The 18,916-nt window shown below is 39.7% G+C and carries 13 protein-coding genes, 2 pseudogenes and 1 riboswitch; all 15 genes and pseudogenes read right to left on the minus strand.

All coding sequences use genetic code 11. The features are described 5' to 3' along the window. Positions 1-224 precede the first annotated feature (224 nt). Positions 225-392, minus strand: a riboswitch (M-box (ykoK) riboswitch). A gap of 494 nt (positions 393-886) precedes the next feature. Beyond that, positions 887-2,314 carry an Asp-tRNA(Asn)/Glu-tRNA(Gln) amidotransferase subunit GatB gene (gatB, locus tag ACUW85_RS09170; RefSeq protein WP_149314822.1) on the minus strand — a complete coding sequence of 476 codons (1,428 nt, stop codon included), beginning with the start codon at positions 2,312-2,314 and terminating at the stop codon, positions 887-889. Between the two features lie 15 nt (positions 2,315-2,329). Then, positions 2,330-3,784: an Asp-tRNA(Asn)/Glu-tRNA(Gln) amidotransferase subunit GatA gene (gene gatA / locus ACUW85_RS09175; RefSeq protein WP_149314821.1), complete on the minus strand. Its 1,455-nt coding sequence runs from the start codon at positions 3,782-3,784 to the stop codon at positions 2,330-2,332. Further along, the gene (gene gatC / locus ACUW85_RS09180) at positions 3,784-4,089 is read right to left on the minus strand and encodes an Asp-tRNA(Asn)/Glu-tRNA(Gln) amidotransferase subunit GatC (RefSeq protein WP_016897919.1); all 306 of its coding nucleotides are present in this window, start codon (positions 4,087-4,089) and stop codon (positions 3,784-3,786) included. The genes gatA and gatC overlap by 1 nt, the downstream gene beginning before the upstream one ends. Before the next feature lie 290 nt (positions 4,090-4,379). Beyond that, positions 4,380-5,504, minus strand: a complete 1,125-nt coding sequence (locus ACUW85_RS09185; RefSeq protein WP_149314820.1) for a CamS family sex pheromone protein — start codon at positions 5,502-5,504, stop codon at positions 4,380-4,382. 158 nt (positions 5,505-5,662) lie between these two features. After that, positions 5,663-7,675 (minus strand): NAD-dependent DNA ligase LigA, encoded by a 2,013-nt coding sequence (gene ligA / locus ACUW85_RS09190; protein ID WP_149314819.1) that lies wholly within the window; start codon positions 7,673-7,675, stop codon positions 5,663-5,665. A gap of 42 nt (positions 7,676-7,717) precedes the next feature. Further along, positions 7,718-7,876: pseudogene (locus ACUW85_RS09195) on the minus strand (hypothetical protein); the annotation flags it as partial. Positions 7,877-8,149: 273 nt separating this feature from the next. Beyond that, positions 8,150-10,282: pseudogene (locus ACUW85_RS09200) on the minus strand (UvrD-helicase domain-containing protein); the annotation flags it as partial. Positions 10,283-10,811: 529 nt separating this feature from the next. Continuing rightward, positions 10,812-11,468 (minus strand): GntR family transcriptional regulator, encoded by a 657-nt coding sequence (locus ACUW85_RS09205; RefSeq protein ID WP_149314818.1) that lies wholly within the window; start codon positions 11,466-11,468, stop codon positions 10,812-10,814. 101 nt (positions 11,469-11,569) lie between these two features. After that, positions 11,570-12,313, minus strand: coding sequence for a glycoside hydrolase family 73 protein (locus ACUW85_RS09210; RefSeq protein ID WP_149314817.1), 744 nt, complete (start codon positions 12,311-12,313; stop codon positions 11,570-11,572). 129 nt (positions 12,314-12,442) lie between these two features. Then, positions 12,443-13,162 (minus strand): ABC transporter ATP-binding protein, encoded by a 720-nt coding sequence (locus ACUW85_RS09215; RefSeq protein ID WP_149314816.1) that lies wholly within the window; start codon positions 13,160-13,162, stop codon positions 12,443-12,445. Between the two features lie 3 nt (positions 13,163-13,165). Next, positions 13,166-13,939: an ABC transporter ATP-binding protein gene (locus tag ACUW85_RS09220; protein WP_069285811.1), complete on the minus strand. Its 774-nt coding sequence runs from the start codon at positions 13,937-13,939 to the stop codon at positions 13,166-13,168. Between the two features lie 2 nt (positions 13,940-13,941). Beyond that, on the minus strand, positions 13,942-14,928 hold the full coding sequence (locus tag ACUW85_RS09225) for a branched-chain amino acid ABC transporter permease (RefSeq protein WP_026465280.1): 987 nt from the start codon (positions 14,926-14,928) through the stop codon (positions 13,942-13,944). Positions 14,929-14,936: 8 nt separating this feature from the next. Beyond that, positions 14,937-15,815 carry a branched-chain amino acid ABC transporter permease gene (locus ACUW85_RS09230; protein ID WP_149314815.1) on the minus strand — a complete coding sequence of 293 codons (879 nt, stop codon included), beginning with the start codon at positions 15,813-15,815 and terminating at the stop codon, positions 14,937-14,939. A 413-nt stretch (positions 15,816-16,228) separates the two neighbouring features. Then, positions 16,229-17,422 carry an ABC transporter substrate-binding protein gene (locus tag ACUW85_RS09235; RefSeq protein WP_048728843.1) on the minus strand — a complete coding sequence of 398 codons (1,194 nt, stop codon included), beginning with the start codon at positions 17,420-17,422 and terminating at the stop codon, positions 16,229-16,231. Between the two features lie 133 nt (positions 17,423-17,555). After that, the gene (locus ACUW85_RS09240) at positions 17,556-18,743 is read right to left on the minus strand and encodes an ABC transporter substrate-binding protein (RefSeq protein ID WP_048728844.1); all 1,188 of its coding nucleotides are present in this window, start codon (positions 18,741-18,743) and stop codon (positions 17,556-17,558) included. Positions 18,744-18,916: the final 173 nt, after the last annotated feature.

Here is an 18,916-nt window from a genome sequence, read left to right on the forward strand (position 1 = left end):
CCTTCTAATAGTTGGTTGGTACATCTATTTTATAGGAAAACTATGGATCTTTTTTATTTTATTATTGTTGTTGCACTTAAATTGTAAATTCGTCCCATAAAAATACCTCCTCATTTTATACTTGTTAAAATGAAGATTTGTCGCAATATAAAAAGCTCCCACTAAAATTAGCGAGAGCCTACTCTAAATATCCACAACAAAAATGGGACTACACCTATTTTTGTTATTTGATCTTTTCGTGGAGTTTTAGCACTATACAACGTAAACATTCCTGTTAGCTACGTTAGAAATTCCTTCTATTCGGATGATCCTGTTATACCCATTGGCGTCTCTGGACGTTTCTGGGCAGTAGCCTGTGTTTGTATAGGAGCCTCTGCCTAACAAATCATATTCTCTTTTCAACACCTATAAGCATACGAACATTAACGGTCATTGTCAAGTCATAGAGAAAGCTTGGATTTGTATCAAGCCTTTGTTAGCTTATATTTACTAGTTAATTTTACGAATTGTTCTACCTGAACCTACCCAGTCAAACCCCTGCACTTGCTAGGAAAAATAGCCAATATTTACTTTTTAACCGTAATTAGCTTTACCCCAATTTTAGGCAATTATATATCTTAAGCATCCCAATTTATATTACTATCCGGATTAAAAGATAGTAGATTTTAAAGTTGGTCATTAAATTATTCAGGTATGTGAGATAGGTTTGCAAGATTGAGCCTAGAACTACCTAACATGCCTTAACAGTTAAAAAGGGTAACTGACCATATCAGAGTATTTGAGGGTAAGTGTAAACAAGAGACTTTGCGATTCATTTACTAACAATAAAAAAACATGTCCGATTCACCGACTTGGTGGACCAGACATGTTTTATCTTTGTTCAAAATTAGCGTTTATCTAATTCTTCTGTTAATAATTGGTTAACAACTTGTGGGTTCGCTTGACCTTTAGTTGCTTTCATAATTTGACCAACTAAGAAACCAGTCGCTTTCTTCTTACCAGCTTTGTAGTCGTCAATTGATTGTTGGTTGTTATCAAGGATTTCAGTAATCAATGGTAACAACTGTGCTGGATCAGACAATTGAACTAACCCTTCAGCTTCAACAACCTCTTTAGCAGAACCACCTTTATCCGCTAATAATTTGAACACTTTTTTCGCTTGTTTGCTTGAGATAGTACCATCTTCAATCAAGGCAATCATTTCAGCTAATGATTCAGGTGTTAAACCAATTTGGTCTAAGTCTTTTTCATTATCATTCATGTAAGCATTCACTTCACCCATTAACCAGTTAGAAGCTTGTTTCGGATCAGCGCCAGCTTTCACTGTAGCATCAAAGAAATCAGACATTTCTAAGGTTTGTGTTAAGATTTGAGCGTCATATTCAGGTAATTCGTAAGTATCTACATAACGTTTACGACGATCAGCCGGCATTTCTGGTAGGGTGGCTTGAATTTCTTCTAACCAAGCGTCAGCTACTGTAAATGGCGGTAGGTCTGGTTCTGGGAAGTAACGGTAATCCGCTGCCCCTTCTTTAACACGCATTAATTGTGTTTTACCAGTGTTTTCATCGTAACGACGAGTCGCTTGTTCAATCACGCCACCTGCGTTTAAGACTTGTGCTTGACGTTTTTCTTCGTAAGCAAGACCTTTACGAACATAGTTGAATGAGTTCAAATTTTTCAATTCGTTTTTGGTACCAAATTCTTTTTGGCCATAAGGACGTAAAGAAATATTGGCGTCACAACGCATTGATCCTTCTTCCATTTTTACATCAGAAACGCCTGTGAAACGGATGATTTCACGGATTTTTTCTAAGTAAGCATAAGCTTCTTCTGGTGAACGCATGTCAGCTTCAGATACGATTTCTAATAAAGGCGTACCTTGACGGTTCAAGTCAACTAGTGAGTCGCCAGCACCGTGGATGTTTTTACCTGCATCTTCTTCTAAGTGAAGACGTTCGATACGGATTTTTTTCGTTTCACCATTCACTTCGATTTCAATCCAACCATTTTCACCAATAGGTTGCCATAACTGAGTTGTTTGGAAAGCTTTTGGATTATCTGGGTAGAAGTAGTTTTTACGGTCGAAGTGTTGTACTGGATTGATTTCACAGTTTAAGGCTAAGGCCGCTTTAATAGCGAATTCAATACCGCGACGGTTCATTTTTGGTAAGACACCAGGATAACCGAAGTCGATAACGTTTGTGTTTGTGTTAGGTTCTGCTCCAAAGTGAGCGGCAGATGGAGAGAACATTTTTGATTCTGTCTTTAATTCGACATGGACTTCAAGTCCAATGACTGTTTCGTAATTCATGCGATTTCCTCCCTCTTACTCTGCTGGATGTTTTGTATAAGCGTCGTTTACTTGTTCAACAGCATACGCTGCACGGTAAATTTTCTCTTCTTCGAAACGATTACCGATAATTTGTAAACCGATTGGTAGACCTTTATCGTCAAAACCAACAGGCATTGATAAACCAGGTAATCCAGCTAAGTTTACAGGAACTGTTAATAAGTCAGCCATGTACATTTCGATTGGATCGTCATTTTTCTCGCCTAATTTAAAGGCTGTACCAGTAGTTACTGGCGAGACGATTAAATCAACTTCAGAGAAGATGTTGTCGAAGGCTTCTTTAATTAACATACGTACTTTAGCAGCTTTCATGAAGTATTCGTCGAAGTTTTCTGATGCGATAGAGAATGTACCTGTCATTAAACGACGTTTAACCTCGTCACCAAAACCTTCAGTTCTTGTATTGACATACAATTCCTCTAGGTCGTTGAAGTTTTCTGCGCGGTAACCGTAACGGATACCATCATAGCGTTGTAAGTTTGAAGATGCTTCTGCAGAGGCAATGATATAGTAAACTGGAATACCATATTTCAAGTTTTCGAAGCTGATCTCTTTAATAGTTGCACCAGCATTTTCTAATTGCTTGATTGATGCGCGTACTTGTTCTTTAACTTGTTCGTCAACTGAGTCACCGAAGAACTCTACCGGTACACCAACTGTTAACCCTTGAACGCCATCTTTCATAGAGGCCACATAGTTAGGCACTTCAATGTTTGCTGAGGTTGAATCATGGTCATCATAACCAGCAATTGCTTCTAACATAATCGCATTATCTTCAACTGTACGAGTCATTGGCCCAACTTGGTCTAATGAAGAAGCAAAAGAAATAACGCCCCAACGTGACACACGACCGTAAGTAGGTTTCATTCCTACAATACCGTTGTATGCCGCAGGTTGACGGATTGAACCACCTGTATCGGTACCTAATGTTGCCATCACTTGGCCAGCTGAAACAGCGGCTGCTGAACCACCTGAAGAACCGCCTGGTACTCGGTCTGTATCAAATGGATTGCGAACTGGGCCGAAATAAGACGTTTCATTTGAACCACCCATGGCGAATTCATCCATGTTTAATTTGGCAATATTAATCGCACCTGCTGCAGCTAATTTTTCAGTAACTGTTGCATCATAAATTGGTACAAAGTCAGCTAGCATTTTAGATGCTGCTGTAGTTGTGACACCGTTTGTTAAGATATTGTCTTTTAATCCAATCGGAATTCCTTGTAATGGTCGGTCAGAGGAGTAACCTTTTTCGTCAGATGCTTTGGCTTTAGCTAAAGCATTTTCTTCGTCTAATGTGATCACAGCGTTAATAACGTCATTTTCTGCTTTAATGCGTCGGATAGCTTCTTCCACTAGTTCAACAGATGTCACTTGGCCTGCTACTAATTTCTCATTTAATGAGCGAATTGTATCTGTAAATTTTTCCATTAAGCGTCGCCTCCATCTGTATCAATAATTGATGGCACTTCGATAAAGCCATCGACTGTTGTTTTGGCGTTGATAAATAATTCATCACGCGTTTGCATTTTCACAACTTTATCTTCGCGCATCACGTTTTCAAAATCGACTGCCCAAAACATAGGCGCTACATCTGTAGTATCGATTTCTTGTAATTCTTCAATCATATTTAAAATATTCCCAAATTCTTCAGTAAAGTGAACGACATCTTCATCTTCAACCTTGAATTTAGCTAATTTAGCAATCCGTTTAACTTCTTCTTCAGAAATTGACATAACGGGTTCCTCCTTCATTCTTCAGCTTAGTTTTCGCCTTATTTTACCTGTTTTATTTTAGCACAAACCGCTCAAGTCAACAATGTAAATTAAGGTTACATGAGTAGCTTTTTTATAATTTTAATCTTCTATCGTTAAAAATAGTCTATAAATGGCAATAGACAAGCTTTTATACTAAAACTTGCCTATCGATTTGCTCATTTTTCCTATTGCTGTCAGCTAGCAAACAGCTGACAACCCCTTTTTCAAATAAGAAAAATAGATTGATATGTCACAAAACATCACACATATTAATCGACTAATGCATAGTCAAAAGTGTCTGAATCTTTATTTCTCGTCAATAAGGCGCGTACACCGTCAGCGGTCACTACTTGAATTTGAATCTCAATATTGTTATTGAATACTGAGCTAGCAGTTGAAATTGCTTGCTGAGACAAGGCAATAACTTCACTATAACCATCAAACTGACTATTGATTACAATATTAACGTTTTGCAGTTCGTTATCTTGATAGTATCCTACCCCTGATAAACCTGATAGTTGAGGGTAGAAGGACTGGATTTGGTCACGGAAACGGGTGAAGGATACAGTATCTTCTTCATTTGGTGCATCGTCTACGTCATAAACAACGAAGTCTTGATTATAAGTGGACCAGTCACCGAATGAGTTGCCACTTGATGAAACGGCATCAGTTGAGAAGGTTCCGCCTCCTAAATCACCAGACTCTTCGTTTTCAAAGATGGCTACATGGATCGGAATGTCTGCGTAAGCTTCGTTTTCACGAATGTCAGCGACGATGGTTTCAGCCATTTGCTTCCCGTGTTCGATTCGCTCTTCGGATGTAATTTCTACTTCTTCGCTGTCTGAATCAGAGGTGAAGGTATCTGAATAGTTCATCCCTAAACCGATTGAAATCCCTGCGATATTCCCGTCCTGGTCAACGAAATCGTATTCCATAAGGGTGTTTAAATAGCGGGGTTCAAACCCTTCCATAGTGGTCGATGCATAACCGGACGGATTTAGGCCATCTGGATTTTTGTCCGATTGGGCTGTTAAGTAAGCCAAGGTCTGATCCTCGCCGATGACTTGTCCTTCTTGGAGCGAGTAGTCTTCAGTGGAAAAAATGTTCTTGGCTAGGTCATACAAACCGCGCTCTAAATTCTCCGCATTGGCTTGTGAAGATGCCCCCGCTGTAATGCCTGAAGCAGAATTGGTTTGGTAAGTGCCGTCACTAATGTATGACGAGTAGTATTCTGTCGACAATTGGCTTGTTTGTTGTTCTTCACTACTAGATGAAGATTGGCTGGCTGAACCCGCTGATTCAGTTGAATCGGCTTGGTCGTTTTGACAGGCTGCTAGGGCCAACGTCGCCACCAATAATATGGATAATGTTTTGAATTTTTTTATTTTCAACACGACATTCCCTTTCTTAACTTGCTATTCTCCCCAATCACAAGTCCGCGTTTTTCTTCTTGCGCTTCAAGAAAAGTCGTTTCAACTTTTCAAGCTCGATAGGATGACTGTAGTCCGTCTAAAGAAGCTATTTCGAAACGCACTTCATAGAGTCTATTATATTATAACTTGTCAACCATGTCTTGTTCAGAAAATACAGTAACGCCTAAGTTTTCTGCTTTGGCCAATTTTGACCCTGCATCTTCCCCGGCAACTAGGATATCCGTCTTCTTAGAAACGGACCCTGTAACGTTACCACCTAAGGCTTCGATAGCTTTCTTAGCTTCCGGTCTTGTGTACTGAGATAATTTCCCAGTTAGGACGATTGTTTTGCCGGCCCAGAAGGAATCGATGGCTTCAACTTCTGCTTTAACCGGCCCCTTATACTTCATGTTGACGCCGTTTTCCACTAGGGCCTCAATGGTTTCGCGCGCGCCGTCTGTGGCAAAAAAGGCAACTATAGAATCCGCGATGGTTTCGCCAATTCCTTCAATATTGGTTAAATCGGTTATTTCCTTGGTCATAATTTCTTGCATGCTTGGATATACTTCAGCTATCTGACGAGCAGCTTTCGCCCCAACATGACGAATGCCTAAACCAAATAATAAGCGCTCAAGTGAGTTTTCTTTGGAAGCTTCAATAGCTTGGATAATCTTATCTGACGCCTTGTCCCCAACCTTGTCTAAGGCCATCAATTGGTCTTTCTTGACTTGGTATAAGTCAGCTGGACTATGGACATTGGCCTTGTCATACATTTGTTCTAGGACAGATGGGCCAACACCGGTAATATTCATGGCGTTTCGAGACACGAAATGATACAACTTCTCTTTTGCTTGGGCTGGACAAGCTGGGTTCACACATCTCAAGGCCACTTCATCCTCTAAATGGACTAGGTCGCTATGGCAAACCGGACAAGTCGTCGGTTTAGGATACGGCGTTGAATCTTCAGGTCGCTTATCTAAAACAACCGTCACCACTTCTGGAATAATATCCCCCGCCTTATGGATGACCACTGTATCATTTAGGCGGATATCTTTAGCCTCAATCAAGTCCATATTGTGGAGGCTAGCCCGTTGAACGGTTGACCCGTCTAATAAAACTGGTTCCATAATGGCAGTTGGAGTCACTACACCTGTACGCCCAACCGTCCACTCGATATCATGGATGGTCGTTTCCACTTCTTCGGCTTGGAATTTGTAGGCAATCGCCCATTTCGGTGCCTTAACCGTATAGCCTAAAGTTTCTTGGTCACTAAAATCGTCTACCTTGATAACAATCCCATCAATACCGTAAGACAATTCGTGACGTTTAGCAGTCATTTCTTCAATGTAGGCTTGAATTTCTTCGAAAGTTTCACACACTCTGGTTAACGGGTTTACGCGCAAGCCATAGTCTGGGAAATGTTGGAATAAGTCTTGTTGGCTCTTGATCGGTAATTGATCAGAAAAGACCCCAGAGTATAAGAAAATATTCAAGTTACGACTGGCTGTGACTTTTGAATCCAATTGACGGATTGATCCAGCAGCTGAATTCCGCGGGTTAGCGAAAGTTGGCAAGCCTGCTTCTTCACGTTTTTCATTTAAGGCCAAAAAGGCATCCTTAGGCATGTAGATTTCGCCGCGCACCTCGATATCAATATCTTGGCGAAGTTTCATAGGGACTGATTTAATGGTACGAACATTGTTAGTAATATCCTCCCCAACAACACCATCCCCCCGAGTAGCTGCCCGGACGTAACGGCCATTTTCATATTGAATGGCTACTGATAAACCATCAATTTTCAACTCACATACAAAGCGTATATGTTCGCCAACATTTTTCTTTGCATCTGCTACAAATTTAGCTACTTCTTCAAAATTAAAGGCATTACCTAGGGACATCATAGGTTGTGAATGGGTTACCTTAGTAAAGGCTTCGGACACAGCGTCCCCCACCCGTTGCGTTGGCGATTCAGCTTGAATGAAAGTTGGGTACTTGGCTTCTAAATCCTGTAACTCACGGTAAAGTTTGTCGTATTCGGTATCCGAAATCGTTGGATTATCTAAGGCATAGTATTGGTAGGCATAGTCATTCAAGAGATGGGTTAAGGCTTCAATACGCGCAACATCAATACTTTGTTGGTTATCCTTTGTCATCGTTCAATCTCCTTTTATTCCGTTTATTCCGTGATGTATATTTTAAGCTTGTTTCTCAATTGGGGCGAAGGCAGATAATAGACGCTTGATCCCTTGATTAGGGAAAGCAATATCTAACTCTTGGTCATTGCCAGTACCTGAAACCTTGACAACTGTCCCAACACCCCATTTTTTGTGGACGGCTTTATCGCCGATAGCCCAGGTTACTGGACCATCTACTGTTTTAATATCTTTATTAGCGGTAACTGGGTCAAATACTGACCGTTTCGCTTCTTTCTTGCGTTCATAGTAAGACTTGGCATTGGCTCTTTCATAGGTATTGGACGCTCGTTTACGTTTGCTGGCATAATCTGCCGCAAAAGTTGCGCCTGATGAAGATGAAGAACCGAAACCTGATGAGCTGCTGCCACCAAATGGTAAATCTGATGGACTGCCGCCAGATGGTTGGAAAATAGACCGCTCATTTTCGCTGTCGTCTAATAATTCATCATCAATTTCTGCGATAAATCGCGAAACTGGGTTGGACTGGTATTTCCCGTAAAGCAAGCGCGACAACGAATTGGTTAAGTATAATTTCTCTTCCGCTCGGGTAATGCCAACATAAGCAAGTCGTCGTTCCTCTTCAAGTTCCGACTCTTCCTTAGCTGCACGAGCTAGTGGGAACATGCCCTCTTCCATCCCAATAATGAAAACAATTGGGAACTCAAGTCCTTTAGCCGCATGTAAAGTCATCAAGGTCAATTCCCCTTGTTGGTCAATTTCTTGGTTGTCTAAATCTGATACCAATGATAAATCCGTGATAAAGCCCATCAAGGCATCATCTTCAGCCGAATTGTTGTCAATCACACCATCAAGTTCTGCTTGAATCCCTTCAAGGTCGAATAAATTGAAGGTACCATCTGGATTGAGTGGGTTATTGCCCGGATTCACGTCACTTTGGTTGAGGTTGGCTTCTTGTAATTCTGTCGGCCGGTCCGCTTCTTCTTGGGCCGCAATTTGCGCTGCTTGTTCGCGGTCTTCTTGCTCAGCTTCCCAACGTTTGTCGAACTCTTGGGTTACTGAAATGAACTCGTGAATATTGTCGATGCGGGCGTCAGCTTCAAGTGTTTTCTGATTTTCCAAGTCCTTTAAGTAGCCGGTTTGCGCTAAAATTTCCTCGACTAAGTCTTGGATGGCTAAGAATTCGCGTTGCGTTTGGAGATTGGCCATCATTTTGCCGAAAGCCTTTAAATTCGTAGCACCTTTACCAGTGATTGGTGAATGGTCGACTAGGGTTGCCGCCTGTAAAAGGGAAATCCCTTGCTGGCTGGCGAATGTGTTTAATTTATCTAGGGTTCCTGGTCCAATACCACGTTTAGGCACGTTGATAATACGCGTAAATGATAGGTTATCAGACGGATTGGCCAGTAGACGTAGGTAAGCTAGAATGTCTTTAATTTCCTTGCGGTCGTAGAATTTTAGACCGCCAACGATTCGGTAAGGCATGTTGGCCTTGACCAAATTCTCCTCCATTACACGGGACTGGGCATTGGTTCTATACAGAATGGCAATGTCCCCGTAACGCTTGTTTTGATCTTTGATAGCATCTTTAATTTTACCGATGACATAGTTGGACTCGTCACGCTCATTTTGCGCCCGGTAATAAGAAATCAATTCACCCTGGTTATTATCAGTCCAAAGGGTCTTATCCTTACGATAGGTGTTTTTATTGATGACATTATTGGCCGCTTGCAAGATATTTTTAGTAGACCGATAATTTTGTTCCAATAGGATAGTGGTTGATTTTGGATAGTCCTTTTCGAAGTTCAAGATATTTTCCATATTGGCACCACGCCACCCATAAATAGACTGGTCAGCATCCCCTACTACACACACATTATGGAAGTACCCTCCTAGGTGTTTGACCAATTTATATTGGGCTTCGTTGGTATCTTGATATTCATCCACATGGATATAATGAAATTTTTGTTGGTAGTATTTCAGAATATCTGGCTGTTGGTCAAATAATTTAACGGTATACATAATTAAATCGTCGAAGTCGAAAGATTGCGCTGCTTGAAGACCTTTCTGGTATCGTTCATATACATCTGCCACTACATCTTCTATATATCCAGAATAATTTTGACGGTAGTCATCTGGTAGCATTAAGTTATTCTTCGCATCAGAGATACGCCCTAGCAGCATTTTATGAGAGAATTTATCCTTATCTAAGTTTAATTCTTTAATAATACGTTTGATAAGGGTTTGTTGTTCTGATGGATCAGCTATGGTAAAGGACCTTGTAAAACCAATTGCCTCAGCTTCTCTTCTTAAAATACGTACACACATAGCGTGAAAAGTGGATACCCACATATCATTGGCATCCGGGCCTACTAGAGCTGAAACACGTTCTTTCATTTCCTTAGCAGCCTTATTGGTAAATGTAATCGCCAAAATATTCCAAGGATTCACATCTTTTTCACTTAAAATATAGGCCATGCGGTGAGTCAAAACACGTGTTTTCCCACTACCAGCACCAGCCATAATTAATAGCGGCCCCTCGGTATGCTCAACAGCTTCCTTTTGTCGATCATTAAGCCCCTTCGTAAATTGATTCAATGCCATCATTAGGCCACCTTCCCGTATAGTTTCATTGATAAGGATACCATTTATAGAACACCTGTTCAACGAAAACAAGGTGCGACATAAACCGGTAGAAATGAACCGTTGGAAGATTAGTGAAGTGACTGACGCAGTCAGTTGCAAACTAATCTGAAACGCAGTCATTTCTGGTTTGTGGAGCCCGATTAAACAAGGTGTGAGCGAGACCGTTCAGCTCAACAACGCTGGAGGACTAATGCAGTGGCTGATGCAATCAGCTGCAAGTTAGTCTGAAGTGGACTTGAGCTGGTCGAGCAAACCCGATTATAGGATGTGATTCAGAGCGCTAAGGCAGGAGACTTCTAACGCATTTGAGCGAGTATATGCTAAAGCATTAACTCGCTCATAAGATGGAAGATATAGTTGTAGTGATGGCACATCACACAAACTATATCTGAAGCGGACACCTGACTGCTCTGAAGAGCTCAACTAACAAGGTATGTCACAAGCTAATGCCATAAGAAAAGACGAACCTTTTAAGATTCGCCTCTCTCACTTATTTGTTGATTTGATAAAGAATTAATTGGTTTATCCAGATGCGGGCTTGTTTACGGGCCATCGCATAATCTTTATGTACCAAAGCTTTCAACATCGTTGGATAGATTTCTTTTAAATCATTCGCTTCACGTTTGAAGGTTGAGTGATCCTCCTTGGCTTCTTTTATGTACAATTCATGTAGGGGTTGAATTGTATTCAAGGTAACCTGTCTAAAGTATGAATTCGGATAGAAGGATACCAAATAGGTAAACATTTTGAATTCAGTATCAAAATAAGTTTCCAAGTCATATGCTGCAAGTGATTCAGAAATATTTTTTTTCAATTCTTCGACGCGTTCGGTGTCTACTTGGACATCCTTATTTTGCATTTGCTGGAAGAGATTCATAGTTAACAATTCAATAAATTGTAGACGTTCCACAATTGCTCGTGCGTTTAGTGCATTTTTCGCTACTACCGCACCCTTGTATTGTTCAATACGAATATAATCTTCTTCAGCAAGTTGTGCCATGGCTTTTCGAACCGGCGTACGACTCATGCCTAGCGTTTCTGCAATTTCCACTTCTTTTAAGTGTGTATCTGGTAATAGCAAATTACTATCGATTTGTTCCTTTAGGTATTGATATGCTATGTCCTTATAGCTCTTAGTCTTCGCCACGGTTTTACCCCCTATAAAAAGTACAATATACCGAAATATTGTTCATCTTTTATAATACACTTGAATAGGTACCATTGCAAATGAATTTTCTTTCACTTATCCTATTGAACCTGGTTATCAAATCTAGTTAATTCGTATCTTTCTATCACATCTATCAAAGATTCCGCATAATTAGGATCGGTGGCATAGCCAGCTTCTTGCAAGGCATAGGCAGCTTCTTTATACGAACTTGCATTCAAAACACCATTATAATGTGTTTCATTCCATGAAGTGCCGTTTGCAAGTAACCTTCCGTGATCAGCTACCGATTCTTCCCAAGATGTATAAACCCGGAAAGGCTCATCCACAGTAATATATTGGCCATTCACAAATTCTTGTGTGGGTAAATCTACACTTGGATCATTTGGGCTATATGATTTACGACCAAATAAATTAAAATACTCACTAGATAATTGACTTTTACCAAAATTAGATTCTAATACTGCTTGGGCGGTGACAATACTTGGTAATACATGAGAATTAGGATATTCAGTTACTGCATATTGCCCGACTAAATCCACAAATTCTTGGTCCGTATATACCATTTCCACCTCTTCACTAGAGGCCTCACTTGACGTGGGTACGCCTTGATAGTCTTGGGAAAGGAAAAATAGCATCAATCCAAGAATTGCAAGTGTTCCTAACCATATTTCTTTACGACGTTGCGAACGTTTCTTCTTCGAAATATATTGTATTTTTTTATATTTTCTTTTTTTGAAAATTAGCCTGAATGCTTGTTGATACCCTTTAAGCCAACCTTGCCAACCCTTTAATTTGCGTCTTGTTTGTTTCTTTTTCTTTGCCAAAATATTGTCACCTCCTTGCATACATCTTACTTTGGGCTATAATTAGTCCATTTTTCCCTTGCATTATACATAAAAAGCGTTAAGTAAACCATTACGATTACTCAACGCTTATATTAAGATTATATAAATCTAGATCATTGCCCCACCAAGATAAGCTTCTTGTACTTTCTCAGAAGTTAATAATTCCTCACCAGTTCCTGATAATAAAATTTTACCAGTTTCCATAACGTAAGCACGATCAGAAATACTTAACGCTTGCTTGGCATTTTGTTCAATCAATAGTACTGTTGTACCAGCTGCATTAATTTCTTCAATAATATTGAATATTTGTTGAATGAATAATGGCGCTAACCCCATTGATGGCTCATCTAATAATAGTAATTTTGGCTTAGCCATTAAAGCTCTTGCCATGGCAACCATTTGTTGTTCCCCGCCTGATAAAGTCGCTGCGTCTTGATTTAAACGCTCTTTAATGATTGGGAAGTATTCAAATGATTTTTCCATATCCTCTTTTAAGCCATCACGGTCTTTACGAGTGTAAGCACCCATTAACAGGTTTTCCTTAACTGACATCCCTTTAAATACGTGACGCCCTTCAGGTACTTGAGAAATGCCTGCTTTTACAATCTTCATTGCGTTTGATTTTAGGATATCTTGTCCTTCATAAAGAATTTGACCACTTTTAGCTGGTTTGATACCTGAAATTGTCCGTAAGGTTGTGGATTTACCCGCACCATTGGAACCGATTAGGGAAACAATCTCGCCTTGATTGACTTCAAAGCTAATCCCTTTAATCGCTTCAATCATGCCGTATGAGACTTTCAAATCTTTTACTTCTAACATTGTCATATTTTACTCGCCTCCTAAGTATGCTTTGATAACAGCTGGATTACTTTGGATTTCACTAGGTGTACCGTGGGCGATCAATTTACCGTATTCTAATACGTAGATACGTTCACACACATTCATTACTAGCGACATATCATGCTCGATAAGGACTACTGTAATGTCGAAATCTTTTTGAATTTGACGGATTAATTCAGTTAAATTAGCTGTTTCATTTGGGTTCATCCCTGCAGCTGGTTCATCCAAGAATAAGATTTTTGGCTCAGTCGCTAAGGCACGAACGATTTCTAGACGACGTTGTTGACCATATGGCAAGTTTTTCGCTTTTTCATATAGTAAATCTTGAAGGTTAAAAATACTTAGCAATTCGATTGCGCGTTCTTTTAATTCTTCACGGTTTCTGTAGAAAGCTGGCGTACGTAAAACACTAGACAAAAAGCTAGCGCCGTGTTTAGTATGTAAAGCTACTAACACGTTGTCTAAAACAGTCAACTGACCAAATAAACGGATATTTTGAAAGGTTCTTGCTAAACCATAGCGGTTGATTTCACTTGGCTCTTTACCATTTAAAACCACGTCACCTTCGTCAGTTGATAATTTTACTTCACCTGAACTCGGCTCATAAACACCAGTCAGCAAGTTGAATAATGTCGTTTTACCTGCACCGTTAGGGCCGATAAGTCCAACTAATTCATTCTTTTCTAAATCAATATTTACATTCGATACAGCGGCTAACCCGCCAAAATTTTTATTTAAATCTTTAATCGTCAATAATGACATGGTTATGCCTCCTCTTTATCAGAATCTTTTTTCTTGCGGTTGAATAATTTACTGAATTGTAATTCAAAATCACCCATCAAACCTGATGGCTTGAATACCATGATGGCGATAATCGCGATACCATATACAACCATACGTAATTGACCTAAAGGGGCTAAAACTGAGTTTAGTAGTCCTAAGGCAATTGCCGCAACGAATGAACCTGTTACTGATCCGATACCACCGAATACAACGATAATTAGAACATCGATTGAACGTTGGAAAGTAAATTGTGATGGGTTGATTACGGAGAAGTAACCTGCGTATAAAGTACCTGCAATTGAAGCTGTTACAGCACCGATTACAAAGGCAATGATTTTATATTTAGTTGTTTTTACCCCAACAGATTCGGCAGCTATTTCATTTTCCCGAACGGCAATAGTAGCACGTCCTGGACTAGAGTGGATATAGTTTACAATTAATAAAGTTGTTAAAACAATGAAGATAAATAAAGTAATCCAAGTTACGTTCATTGGAATACCTGAGATACCAGCGGCACCGTTAGTGATTTCCAAGTTTTGGATGATGATACGGATAATTTCAGAAGCCCCTAAAGTTGCAATCGCTAAGTAGTCACCTTTCAAACGTAAGGTAGGAACCCCTACGATTAAAGCAACGATAGCTGCTAAAACAGCCCCAGCAGCCATACCAGCATAGAAACCGATTGGTCCTGGAATTTGCGTTGAAAGGATGGCACCAACGTAGGCACCAATCGCCATAAACCCTGCGTGACCAAGCGAGAATTGTCCCGCATAGCCTACTACTAAGTTCAAGCCAACAGCTAGGATCATATTAATCCCAATTGTCACCATAATATTTTGATAGAACGACGTTACTAATCCCATTAAATAGGCTGCCATGATTAAGAAGAATAGTCCCAAAATCACACAAATCCAAGTAATTGTTGATTTAGTAAAGAAGTTTTTTGCCCATGATTCTTTTTTCATCATACACCCTCCTATACTTTCTCTTGTGTGCCTTTACCTAACAATCCGCTAGGTTTGAAGACTAAAATGATAATCAAAATGAAGTAAACCGCAGCGTCACGCCAAGTAGATAAACCAATCATAGATACCATTGATTCAACCACACCGATTAAAATACCACCTAACATGGCACCAGGAATTGATCCGATACCACCTAAAACAGCGGCTACGAAAGCTTTAATACCTGGTGTTAGTCCCATAGTTGGCGAAATAGAATTATAGTAGATACCAACTAATACCCCACCAGCACCAGCTAAAGCCGATCCAATAGCGAAAGTAAAGGAAATGACATTGTCTACGGAAATCCCCATTAAACGCGCTGCATCAGCATCTACAGATACTGCACGCATCCCTTGACCCATTTTTGTTTGACGAACAATGTACTGTAGGGCAATCATCAAGATAATCGTTACAATGAAGATCACTACTTGTTGTGTTGAAATCGTAAATAAACCTAAATCTAATGATAAGTTTGGTAATGATGTAGGGAAGGCACGTACTTCTGGTCCTACATAGTAGATCATAAAGTTTTGTAATAGGTAAGATACCCCTATTGCCGTAATTAAGGCTGCAATACGTGTTGATTTACGTAAAGGTTTGTATGCCACACGCTCAATAATTACCCCTAAAATTGCTGTAAAAATCATTGTTAATATAAGTGCTAGAATAATATTCATCCCTAACCCCGTAATTAACCAAAAACCAAAAAAGGCTCCAACCATATAAACATCACCGTGCGCGAAGTTAATCAAGCCGATAATTCCGTATACCATTGTATAACCTAAAGCCATAAGGGCATAAATACTACCCAAAGAGAGTCCGTTTACAAGCTGTTGCAAAAACATCTCCATTTATTTCACTTCCTTTTCCTTTTTTGAATACTTGTGAGTTGCCCCACGGCAAATATAATCCAACATTATATTTGTTCATCTTTATTAATAAAGTATGTATTTACTCATGTAACATTTAATATTTTCAACTTTTTGTCATCCCTGCCATTGCAGAAGTTGACCTAGTTACCGCAAATACCATAAGAATAAGACTGGTTTTATTATAAGAATATGCCAATTCTTATGCAATCTTTTTTAATAATTTTCTAATTTTGTTTTAAAACCGTAACACTTTTGACGATGTTAACGCTTTATTTCCTCATTTTTCAACATAAAATAAGGGAAGTCCTAGTATTAAAAAGACAAACATGTACAAAGTTTGCATTTCATCTAGAACTTCCCAAATTTGTTCTTTATTAAATGGTCAGACTACTCTATTCACTCACGATGTCGTCTGGAGAGATTGTAGTAGAACCTACAACTTCACCTTCTTGCATTTCTAGAATGTAAGCTGTCTTGATTGGATTATGTTGGTCATCGAATGAGAATGTACCGGTCGCACCAGCAAATTCTTCTGTTTCTTCAATTGCAGCTGTTACTCCAGCTGGATCACCTGATCCTGCACGTTCAATAGCGTCAATCGCTAAGTTGGCAGCATCGTATCCTAAAGCAGCAAACATGTCTGGTGTTTTACCGTATTCAGCTTCGTACGCTTCAATAAACTCTGCCGTTGCTTCTGTTGACCCTTCACCAGTTGTATAGTGAGAAGTGTAGTAGAAGTCGGTTACATTTTCCGCACCCGCTAAATCAATAAACTCTTGGCTACCAAAACCATCTGGTGCCAGAATAACTGCATCAATTCCCTTTTCACGTGCTTGTTTAACGATTGGACCACCCTCTGAATAGTAACCAGCTATAAAGATTACATCCGGATCGTCAGAAGCGATGTTATTTAGGATTGAATTGAAGTCAGAATCACCTGCAATGTATGACTCATTTGCAACAATGTTTCCTTGGAATTCTTCTTCAAACGTAGCAGATAAGTTCTGTCCGTAATCAGTTGAATTGTCTTGGATAATTGCGGCAGTTTCATAACCTTCACCATTAGCAAAACTTGCAAGTGCCGAACCTTGGAAAGCATCTTGGAAAGCTACACGGAAAACGTACTCTAATGTATTACCAGAACTATCAACTGTTAAGGTATCACCCGTCGCAGCTGGCGCAATCATTGGTATTTCAGCATTCGTTCCAGTTGGAATTTGTGCTTCAAATGCACCGGTTGTTGCTGGCCCGATAATCATTTGTACATTCTCTTCATCAATTAAGCGTGTTGCTGTATTGGCAGACTCATTTGGATCAGTACGGTTGTCAGCTTCAACATATTCGATCGTTTGACCGTTAATGCCACCAGCATCATTCGCCAGTTTAAAAGCTAATTTAACCCCTTCATTTGCCGGGCCACCATAGGCTGCACCAGCACCAGATAAGTCCCAGTTACCACCAATCTTGATAGTATCTCCGCTACTCTCGCTAGTTGAACTTGCATTGTTGGATGTTTGCGTCACTGAACCACAGGCCGCCAACATCATTAAAGAACCCATTGTTAAAAGCATTTTTTTCATTTTCATCATAAATTCCTCCAAAATTTTATATTTGGAACAATAAAGATAAGACTAATATTAGTATAAGGCGGTTCTACTCAAAAAGCAATTGATTTTTAATTTTATTTTAATTTTTAAAAAATTAATTTATCGATCAAAATTAGTTGGCAACATCCTCTGGACTTACTGCTGAAGAACCTACTTCTTCACCATTTTCCATTTCGATGATGTAAGCAGTTTTCACTGGGTTGTGGTTTTCATCAAATGAGAAAGTACCAGTTACCCCTTCAAAGTCAGTTGTTTCAGCTAAGGCATCTGTGATCGCTTGACGGTCATCTTCGCCCGCACGTTCAGCTGCATCTGCTACTAAGTAAGCTGCATCATAACCTAAAGCATCAAACATGTTTGGTGCTGAACCGTATTCTGCTTTAAAGGCTTCAACGAATTCAGTTGTTTTATCAGTTGCACCTTCACCAGTTGTATAGTGAGCAGTGTAGTAGAAGTTATTCACGTTTTCAGCGCCAGCTAATTCAACGAATTCTTCAGCCCCGAAACCATCTGGTGCTAAGATTGCTGATTCAATACCCATTTCACGGGCTTGTTTCACAATTGAACCACCTTCAGTGTAGTAACCAGCGATAAAGATTACATCCGGGTTCTTAGAAGCGATGTTATTTAAAATTGAGTTGAAGTCAGTATCACCTGAAACGTAAGATTCAGTTCCGACTACTTCACCTTCAAAGATGTCATCAAACTCAGCTGCTAAGTTTTGACCGTAGTCAGAAGAGTTATCTTGGATGATTGCTGCAGTTTCGTAACCTTCTTGGTTAGCAAATTCCGCTAATACAGAACCTTGGAAAGCATCTTGGAATGGCACACGGAATACGTATTCCAGGACATTACCAGAGCTATCTAATGTTAATGAGTCACCTGTCGCTGCTGGTGCAACAACTGGCACACTTGCGTCAGTAGCTGTTTGGATTTGTGCTTCAGTTGATCCTGTTGTATCAGAACCCACCAAAACGGAGATGTTTTCTTCATCAATTAAACGAGCAGTTTGCGTAGTTGACTCAGTTGCATCTGACTTGTTGTCTACAGAGATGTAGTTCACATCTTTACCCAAGACACCACCATCTTCATTGATTTCTTTAAAGGCTAAGGCTGCACCATCATTGATCGCAGTACCGTAAGCAGAAAAGGCACCTGATAAACCAAAGTTACCACCAACATTGAAAGTTTCGTTGTCTGCAGTGTTTGAAGCGCCTGAATTGCTAGTAGAAGTCGCAGCCCCACAAGCAGCTAAAGTGACGGTAGATAATAAAGTTAAAGCTAGTTTTCTAAATTTCATCTATATGTCCTCCCCAGAACGTAATTGATTTTAATTTTGCCTCATGTCCAAACCCAAGCGCTACATCATTATTTGCCACTTAATTTGTCAAATTAAGTGCAACACAGTTTTATAAAAGATTTCATAAGGTGTTTTCCAATTCAAACATTTTTTGGGACGTGTATTTAATTTCG

The organism is Aerococcus sp. 150760013-2, assembly GCF_053627715.1.

Coding starts and splice junctions, on each gene's coding strand:
- gatB (WP_149314822.1), bottom strand. CDS start 2,314: ATGAATTACGAAACAGTCATTGGACTTGAAGTCCATGTCGAATTAAAG.
- gatA (WP_149314821.1), bottom strand. CDS start 3,784: ATGGAAAAATTTACAGATACAATTCGCTCATTAAATGAGAAATTAGTA.
- gatC (WP_016897919.1), bottom strand. CDS start 4,089: ATGTCAATTTCTGAAGAAGAAGTTAAACGGATTGCTAAATTAGCTAAA.
- ligA (WP_149314819.1), bottom strand. CDS start 7,675: ATGACAAAGGATAACCAACAAAGTATTGATGTTGCGCGTATTGAAGCC.
- ACUW85_RS09215 (WP_149314816.1), bottom strand. CDS start 13,162: ATGACAATGTTAGAAGTAAAAGATTTGAAAGTCTCATACGGCATGATT.
- ACUW85_RS09220 (WP_069285811.1), bottom strand. CDS start 13,939: ATGTCATTATTGACGATTAAAGATTTAAATAAAAATTTTGGCGGGTTA.
- ACUW85_RS09225 (WP_026465280.1), bottom strand. CDS start 14,928: ATGATGAAAAAAGAATCATGGGCAAAAAACTTCTTTACTAAATCAACA.
- ACUW85_RS09230 (WP_149314815.1), bottom strand. CDS start 15,815: ATGGAGATGTTTTTGCAACAGCTTGTAAACGGACTCTCTTTGGGTAGT.
- ACUW85_RS09235 (WP_048728843.1), bottom strand. CDS start 17,422: ATGAAAATGAAAAAAATGCTTTTAACAATGGGTTCTTTAATGATGTTG.
- ACUW85_RS09240 (WP_048728844.1), bottom strand. CDS start 18,743: ATGAAATTTAGAAAACTAGCTTTAACTTTATTATCTACCGTCACTTTA.